At 39.3% G+C, this 7,396-nt stretch carries 9 protein-coding genes and 1 pseudogene; 6 read left to right on the plus strand and 4 right to left on the minus strand.

Annotated elements, in window-relative coordinates; genetic code table 11:
• Nucleotides 1-163 precede the first annotated feature (163 nt).
• From SJ312_RS22585 to SJ312_RS22595, 3 genes are all read left to right on the plus strand, one after another.
• On the plus strand, nt 164-793 hold the full coding sequence (locus SJ312_RS22585; RefSeq protein WP_180359559.1) for a recombinase family protein: 630 nt from the start codon (nt 164-166) through the stop codon (nt 791-793).
• A 172-nt stretch (nt 794-965) separates the two neighbouring features.
• Nucleotides 966-1,223, plus strand: a complete 258-nt coding sequence (locus SJ312_RS22590; protein ID WP_140172930.1) for a type II toxin-antitoxin system RelB/DinJ family antitoxin — start codon at nt 966-968, stop codon at nt 1,221-1,223.
• Nucleotides 1,223-1,498 carry a type II toxin-antitoxin system YafQ family toxin gene (locus SJ312_RS22595; protein WP_140172931.1) on the plus strand — a complete coding sequence of 92 codons (276 nt, stop codon included), beginning with the start codon at nt 1,223-1,225 and terminating at the stop codon, nt 1,496-1,498. The genes SJ312_RS22590 and SJ312_RS22595 overlap by 1 nt, the downstream gene beginning before the upstream one ends.
• Nucleotides 1,499-1,598: 100 nt before the next feature.
• Here the strand turns inward: SJ312_RS22595 and SJ312_RS22600 are convergent.
• Nucleotides 1,599-1,742 (minus strand): annotated as a pseudogene (locus SJ312_RS22600) (arylsulfatase regulator); the annotation flags it as partial.
• 59 nt (nt 1,743-1,801) lie between these two features.
• Nucleotides 1,802-2,110 (minus strand): hypothetical protein, encoded by a 309-nt coding sequence (locus tag SJ312_RS22605; RefSeq protein WP_140172933.1) that lies wholly within the window; start codon nt 2,108-2,110, stop codon nt 1,802-1,804.
• Between the two features lie 1,159 nt (nt 2,111-3,269).
• Here SJ312_RS22605 and SJ312_RS22610 point away from each other — a divergent pair.
• The 3 genes from SJ312_RS22610 to SJ312_RS22620 all read left to right on the plus strand — a co-directional run bounded on the left by SJ312_RS22610 (nt 3,270) and on the right by SJ312_RS22620 (nt 4,299).
• Nucleotides 3,270-3,785 (plus strand): hypothetical protein, encoded by a 516-nt coding sequence (locus tag SJ312_RS22610; RefSeq protein WP_125894902.1) that lies wholly within the window; start codon nt 3,270-3,272, stop codon nt 3,783-3,785.
• 83 nt (nt 3,786-3,868) lie between these two features.
• Nucleotides 3,869-4,024, plus strand: a complete 156-nt coding sequence (locus SJ312_RS22615; RefSeq protein ID WP_164529214.1) for a hypothetical protein — start codon at nt 3,869-3,871, stop codon at nt 4,022-4,024.
• A complete protein-coding gene (locus SJ312_RS22620) occupies nt 4,021-4,299 on the plus strand; it encodes a hypothetical protein (RefSeq protein ID WP_180359560.1) in 279 nt (92 codons plus the stop codon). The genes SJ312_RS22615 and SJ312_RS22620 overlap by 4 nt, the downstream gene beginning before the upstream one ends.
• Nucleotides 4,300-4,451: 152 nt before the next feature.
• On the opposite strand, the gene SJ312_RS22625 is transcribed toward SJ312_RS22620, so the two are convergent.
• Both SJ312_RS22625 and SJ312_RS22630 read right to left on the minus strand, forming a co-directional pair.
• On the minus strand, nt 4,452-5,867 hold the full coding sequence (locus SJ312_RS22625; protein ID WP_094962749.1) for a UvrD-helicase domain-containing protein: 1,416 nt from the start codon (nt 5,865-5,867) through the stop codon (nt 4,452-4,454).
• Between the two features lie 2 nt (nt 5,868-5,869).
• Nucleotides 5,870-7,351 (minus strand): ATP-dependent nuclease, encoded by a 1,482-nt coding sequence (locus SJ312_RS22630; protein ID WP_222669528.1) that lies wholly within the window; start codon nt 7,349-7,351, stop codon nt 5,870-5,872.
• Nucleotides 7,352-7,396: the final 45 nt, after the last annotated feature.

Genomic DNA, 7,396 nt, shown 5'->3' on the forward strand with positions numbered 1-7,396 from the left:
TATCCTCTAAAAATAAACAACATCATATAATGGACGCGCGCGTAATCGATATAAAAGTGCAATTTAAGTCTACCTTAACTTCACTAAGTAAACTCTAGTGTAGTAAGTATGAAAAACCGATGTATAATGCACTGACATAACAACACCAATGTATAGTGCACCAATGAATACAAATACACGAATTTATGGGTATCTTCGCGCATCAACGCATGAGCAAGATGCGTCTAGAGCAAAAAAAGAACTACTTAGGTTTGTGGAAGGAATGGGGCTGCAAATTGCCTGCTGGTTTGAGGAGAATGAGTCGGGTGCTCAACTTCACCGACCAGAACTCTTCCGCTTGCTCAATGTGGCCATGGCAGGTGATATTATCTTAGTTGAACAAGTGGATAGAATTAGCCGCTTGAATACGGATGACTGGGAAAAATTAAAATATCTCATTGGACATAAAGGGCTAAAGATTGTGTCTTTAGATCTTCCAACCAGTTATCAATTTATGAGTAGCACTGATGCGTTTACAGAACGAATGCTCGCGGCTCTTAACGGTATGATGTTAGACATGCTGGCTGCAATTGCGAGAAAGGATTATGAGGATAGACGCCGTCGCCAAGCCCAAGGAGTGCAAAAAGCCAAACAAGAAGGAAAATATAAAGGTCGCCCGATCAATAAAATATTACACCAAAATATTAAAGGCTTGCTGATGGAAGGGAAAAGCTATAGTCAGATAGAAAACCTGATAGGTTGTTCAAGACATACGATTTCAAAGGTATCAAAATCGATGAAAGCAGCGAAATAAATGACTTATCCATAGTTATGATATCAATGTGTTACGAGCAAAATTTGGGCTTTTCGATGAAGTGGGCTAGCCCCCCTAAAAGAGCCCATAGTAAACATAAACTTCAAAAAAGCTTGATTTGTGGGCACATCAGGCACACAATAAAAGAGTGATAACACATGAGGATAATAATATGATTTCTGATACGACTGTTAAAGCTAGAATTTCTCAAGATGTCAAAGAACGAGCTGTATCTGCACTTGCAAAGATGGGCTTAAATACATCTGATCTTATCCGTATGGTTATGATTCGTGTTGCCGATGAAGGAAAACTACCATTTGATATCAAAACACCAAATGTTGTGACTAAAGAGGCAATTGAAGAATTAGAAAAAGGGAATGGAAAAGCATTTTCTTCAACCAATGCACTTTTCGATGATTTGGGGATCTGATGCTAACTCCTATTCGTTCTAGTGCTTTTAAGGCGGATGTTAAGCGACAAAAAAAAAGAGGGAAGGATTTAAACAAGCTAAAAGTATTAATTGAGTTACTAATAAAGGAAGAACAGATCCCTGCGGACTATGTAGACCACCCTTTAACAGGTAATTGGCGAGGATATAGAGATGCTCATATTGAAGGCGATTGGCTACTAATTTATAAAATTACTGGTCAAGAATTAAAGTTAGCGAGAACGGGTTCTCACCAAGATATTTTTAGCCAATATTAATCTACTTAACGGGGCATGAAGCACTCGTGTATAGGAAGTTACTGTAGTTCGACTATGGTTATGGGGTTCTACGCCGCGCCGGAATTTCCGGTCTACTATTTTAGCGGTCTTTCGGAACCTCGATAACACCATCAGCAATCCCCTGAGCCAGTCGCTCCATCCATTTCGCAAACCAAAAATATCCTGAATATTGCTGACAGAAGTAGTTCATCTGTACCTTTGATGTGCTGTCCATCACCAGCTTAACGTAGGATAATTTCCGTTTCCCAAGCGAACCCCTACTTATTTACCCTGCTTAGTGCTTCACTCCTCTGTCGATTTTTGCAACGTAATTAGAGTCGTATGCCCTCCAACAGAATGTTCTACAAAACCACCTTTGTCGAGATCATTAGTAGAATGGAACATATGTTCAATCTCAGAAACTTGGAGCTTAAATTTACCGCCTAAAGGATGAATAATCGTCTCAGCCAATGAAGCTAATTTGGGAAGGCTATTAGGGTTGACATGATCACCGACATGCAATGACATAAAAGGCTCAAAACTTTCAAAAATTTCTTCATGGTAAATATCACAACTACGATCATAAATCTGAAAAATTAGAAGATAGCGCATACAAACCTCATGAAAAAGTTAAGTAAGGTAAGAATACGCTAAGATAACAAAACTAAGGAAGAAGAAAAAGATTTTCAGGCTGGGCGTTTCAGGCAGCTTTTCCATCCCATTGCGCCATCTTGAGCGCTACTAAAGCCGCAAACGTAAATTTACCCAGCCAACGATTTTTTTCTTCAAAGGTAATTGAGGGATTGGGTGTCTTTGTCATACGGTTAGTGATTGGGGTTCCACGCCGGAACCGCCGAAAAATCCGACACCATTAATTTGATGTTTTTTTTATGCATATTTCTCATTGATGGGACCTTAATCGGGGTTTGAAGCCTAACCGTGCGGAAACGTACGTTAAGGAAGTAACTATATGATTTTAAGTCTATAAAGCCGTTATGTTGTCGAATAGATTTACTTTGATTACCGAGTTTATTAACGTCGGAAGTGTCTGAAACTGATGGATACTGCCATCAATGAAAAGAGTAAACAAAACCCTCGTTTTCTTTACTCGCCAAACCCGCTAAAAAAATAAACTTAGCGTACGATCTCGTACGGTTAGGCTTCAAACCCCTCATAACGCAGAATCGATTTTCTGTCCGTTTTTCGACTCTCAATGTTCGAGTGAAGTCTAATTTGCATTTTCACACTCTATCTAGATGTATTTAATCGCACGATTTCAATGAATTAGTGGACACATTGACTATAAATAAAAAATCACATTCCTTTTCGTCCAGGTCATCATGTCAGTCAAATCACGAAAAATGTTAACCCTATTCACCAAACGGGCATGGGATTAAACAAAATTGACACTCATTAATGTCTAAGTGACAAACAATTCAGGGGGCAGTGACAGGGTAGCTGCGATAACTGCCAACCATTCGGAAAACGTACACTAATTAGCGTACGTTTTCGTTCCATTGGCCCTCAGGAGCCAATGCAGCTCAATTTTACAAGGTTCATTAGGTGCGGATTCAGACGCCGTATAGATTCATGCAAGCCAACAATATCTTCAAAATCTGTGTTGCAAAAAAGGAGTGACCATAGATTCCTAGCCATGTACGGTAAAAATCCAACTCCATGTTATACTGTGCATTTTTAGATTAACATTGTATACCTTCAGTTAAGAAAGAGTTTTTCTAACACCATCTCACTTATTGGGATAAATAAAATTATGCTTAAACCTAACATATCAATTAGTTATATTTTATTTTCGATGTTTTTTTTTCCTTCAATAGTATTAAGTAAAAACACATCAATTATTGACTCTCAACTATTCGGTGACATCAGCAAGTACATAGATACACCAAAAGCCACCTATTATGCAGCACCATCAATTCAAGATTTGGTCAAAATTTGTAATAATGGAGCCCAAAAAGGTTCAAGCAACGAATACTCTCACTGTTTGGGATTTTTGGAAGCGGCGCAGCAGTACGTAACAAAAGGAACAGGGAACTGTCCATCCATCTCATTAAAAGATATTCTTGATAACATCAAATATCAGATTGATAAGTATGAAGAAATAAATACGACAAAGAGATGGGTTTATGACAATAAAAATAAAACAAAATTTGAAGTAACAAGCCTAAAACCAAATTATATTAATCCATGGCAACAACCAGCATTTCCATTTATTACTGATGCACTTATAGAACTAGGATGTAAAAAACCTTCGAATACAACACAATAAATTCTACATTATTCTATGCTATAAATAAATCAGAATGGGTTCTACGCAGGAATCCCATTCTATACCCACCACGGCATTTTAAGATGATCCGCTATTACGATTTTTTAGCCAATCGCAAACGTGAGCGTTTATTACCTAAAGTGTATGACGCTGTAGATATGATACATCCTAACGTGATAGCAACAACGTATAGTGTGGCAAATTTTCATCGAACTGACCACAAAGATGGTGCTGTTTGATTACTTCACTAAATTGTTTTCTCTCCCCAAGCACCCAAAACTCTACTGAGTTAACCTGTTTCCCCTCATCACTGAACCCCGCTATTAAAGCAGATCCGAGCTTGCATGCTAATATTATCAATAATATCGAAGAGTTTGCAGAGAGCATGAGGAATAGCTTAGGTGAAGTCGATGAAGAGGATATTAGTGCTTATGCACACAGTGTAGCCGACAGCATGGAAGAATTTCTACCTTTAACAGAGGATGAAATTAATAGCATTGAATTTATGAAATAAAGAAATTAAAAATAAGCTTAATATTCAGTTGATTAGTATGTTGAATATTAAGTTTTTAATTTTAACAAACCATTATAACGCTATGTTTTTAAAAGCGTTTTAAGAATCAATCAGACAAACCGTTCTTTAAGTCAAAACACCCCATTAAATGGTTATGGGCCAATCAGGTTGCTTTGAGAAAAAACAGTTGTTGATTTTGCCCCTCTTGATAAAGCAACGTATAGATGTTGTGCATTCATGTTATCAGCGTTAAGAATTAGTGAATGATCACACTCTAGCCCTTTCAGTAGCAGTGTCGATCCAATTGCGCGGCGAGATATTCGTCGATCGCCATGTAGCCTGAGTTGCTCACGAATTGATGAAGCGGCGTCCAATATGGTCTGGTCAGGCATAGAGCTTGAAAGTGAAATAGTGTCTTTCAGCGCTGAAAATGCAGCCTTGCGATAAACTTTAGCTCCTTGTTTAGACTCTAATTGCAGCAAAGCCGTCAGAATATTATTGCGAGAGCTATTCTGGAGAACATTGAGGAGAGCAGTCTCCAGTGAAGTGATAGGTATTCGACTTCTCCCTGCTTGAATAGTGCGTAATCTTTGTAGGGTCTGTGGCCTTTGCACATTGGTCATCATCTCACCCGAGTAGGTAAGAATGGCATCAACCAAATCTATGCCTTGCGCACTATCAAAAGAGCGAGCAGCATTAGCTACATCGTCGAGTTGCACTGGCTCAACGACATCAATATTCCTACTACTTTGAGCATATTTATGCCTAGATCTTGCATTTATTGAATCACCGATTACGAGCAAAGATTCATTTTGAGCTCTATTAAAAATATCATATTGAGCAGCTTGTTGAGCTTGTAAGTCAGTGCTTGCAACACCGGACAATGGCTTGTGGTGAACATAACCAGGGCATGTCGAAAGATCTATTTTATTACCTTGGATCAATATATTTCGGCAATCGAGTACCCACTGTCCAAGACCATGGGAACCAGCATTATTCCACCTCCATGGTACTGTTAATTCATGTATTTGAGGAAACCTTGCTTGAACCTCTGTGTTCCAGTCAGGCATCCTTCCTGCGAAGTTAAATATACACTGCATCGGATCGCCGAAAACTGTCGTCGGAATTAATGACGATAGCTCTGTTACTACCTGATGTTGCACCAAGTTACAGTCTTGGTACTCATCAACAAGTAGTCGTGAATATGATGCTCTTAGAATGTCGTTTACGTTCCCATTTTGGAGTAACGCAAGAACACTTCTTCTTAACTCTGGATAGAATGCCTTTGGATTTTCAGGAGAGGTTTGTATAGGACATGAAACAGGAAAGTTTTTTGCTAATTTCAAAGCCCAACCATCTATTGTTGTAACAAAGAAGTTCTTTGTTGGGACAGATAATTTTTTCAACCTTAGTTTTAGAGCGGCTACACCTGCCGTCGTATGAGTTAAGACAAGATATGGCTTGTTTGGTTTTATCACCAGAGTATCAGTGATCAACTGGGTTTTACCGCACCCTGCCGGAGCCACTATAGAGCCAACATCATTATCGAAAATTGCTTCTATGCTCATTATCAATCACCTTGCTCTAGAGCCCATCGAAACAGTTGGTTAGTCGTAGTTGTGAGAGCTTCTGAAAATTGAGCATAATTGGGAGCAATCACATTCCGTGCAAACGTTTCTGCTGGTTCGATATCTTTGAACCATGACTTTTTTTTTGCAGCTTTGGCTAAAATCGCTCGATAACTCTCTTGAAAGTGATTTAGACAAACATCAAGCGTTATTTGGTTTTGTGAGTGAGCAATAATATGGTCTTCGATTGCTGCTTGGCCTTTTCGCTGAATTGCAATAGCCAGTAATTGAGGAATCACCTGAGCCGGACAAGCCATAAAAAGCACATCTTCAGTTGCAGAATTATTACCCCACTCATAGATAGCGATGCCTTTACTCGCAGCCAGTTGAGAAGGTCCTACATGTTCCTGAGCTTTGTCTGAGTCTTTAAATATGGCGGTGGGATAACCTAATTGAGCAAAAATTTCCGCTCTTACGAACATGCTATCTCCACCGCCATCGGCACAATGGACACCACATGCGTTAATACTACGATAATTCGTGCTTTGATTGTGAAGATCAATTCCTCGAACATATCCAATTTCTGTTTTACCTTCACAAACGATTACAGCTTTACTGAAGAATGATTCAGCGCAAGCACGCAAAGTCGATTGTTGCTCATCGTTTCCTTCAAGGCTATGAAGTTTATGAGATTCTTGGGTATTACCAAAAACTTGAGTAGCTAAAGATACTTTTCTTAATACATTTAATTGTTGAGCCTGTAGCTCTCGGAGAACATATGGTGAATGTGTAGTAATGAACACCTGCTGAGTTGGCTGTGTATCTTTGGAACCTAACTCATTTAGCAAACGAGTTATTCTATATGGTTCTAGCCCATATTCTGCTTCATCAACTAAAATAATGTTTGATTTGCTTGCAGCCTTTTGTAACCCACTAATAAGCAATCTAGATGAGCCAGTGCCTAGTTGACGTAAAGGGGTATTGTCATCATTGTGAAGGCTTATAGCGCCGTTTGAAAGGGATACTCCATTGACATCTAATAGCGCTTTAAGTTTACCGACTGGTACTCCCAATCCATTTGCGATTTTTTGTACTTTTAATAGAACATCATTAACACCATCAACTTGCTGATCTGCGAAGTGTTGTCTAGTTTGTCTTCCTAATTCTGCAAGTGTTGCTGAAACATCGAGGGTATCTTCTGAGAGTTTATTGAGGATAGAGCTGTTACCCCAAGCGAGGTGTTGATATGTAGTAGTTCCAAGTCTAGCTGGGCTTAGTAACTCTTTATGCTTCCATTGCAGACGCTTCTCTAAACCTTCACTTTCTGCTCTTTCTGAGTACAAGCGCCAGTCTGGGTATAAATCCTGATCAACTATTAGTTTAATGGTAAGAACTGTTTCATCACCCGGTTGTGGTTCATCGTGTATTTCAAGTGATGTGTGGTTAAAACCAGGGGTCGTCTCAGAATTCGGAAAATAAAGCACGCTAAGGCGTAGTCACCCCGTGACTCCCCCGCGCCGATGCAGCGA

This window comes from Providencia sp. CIM-Carb-044 (assembly GCF_033901115.1).
Taxonomy (GTDB): Bacteria; Pseudomonadota; Gammaproteobacteria; order Enterobacterales; family Enterobacteriaceae; genus Providencia; species Providencia hangzhouensis.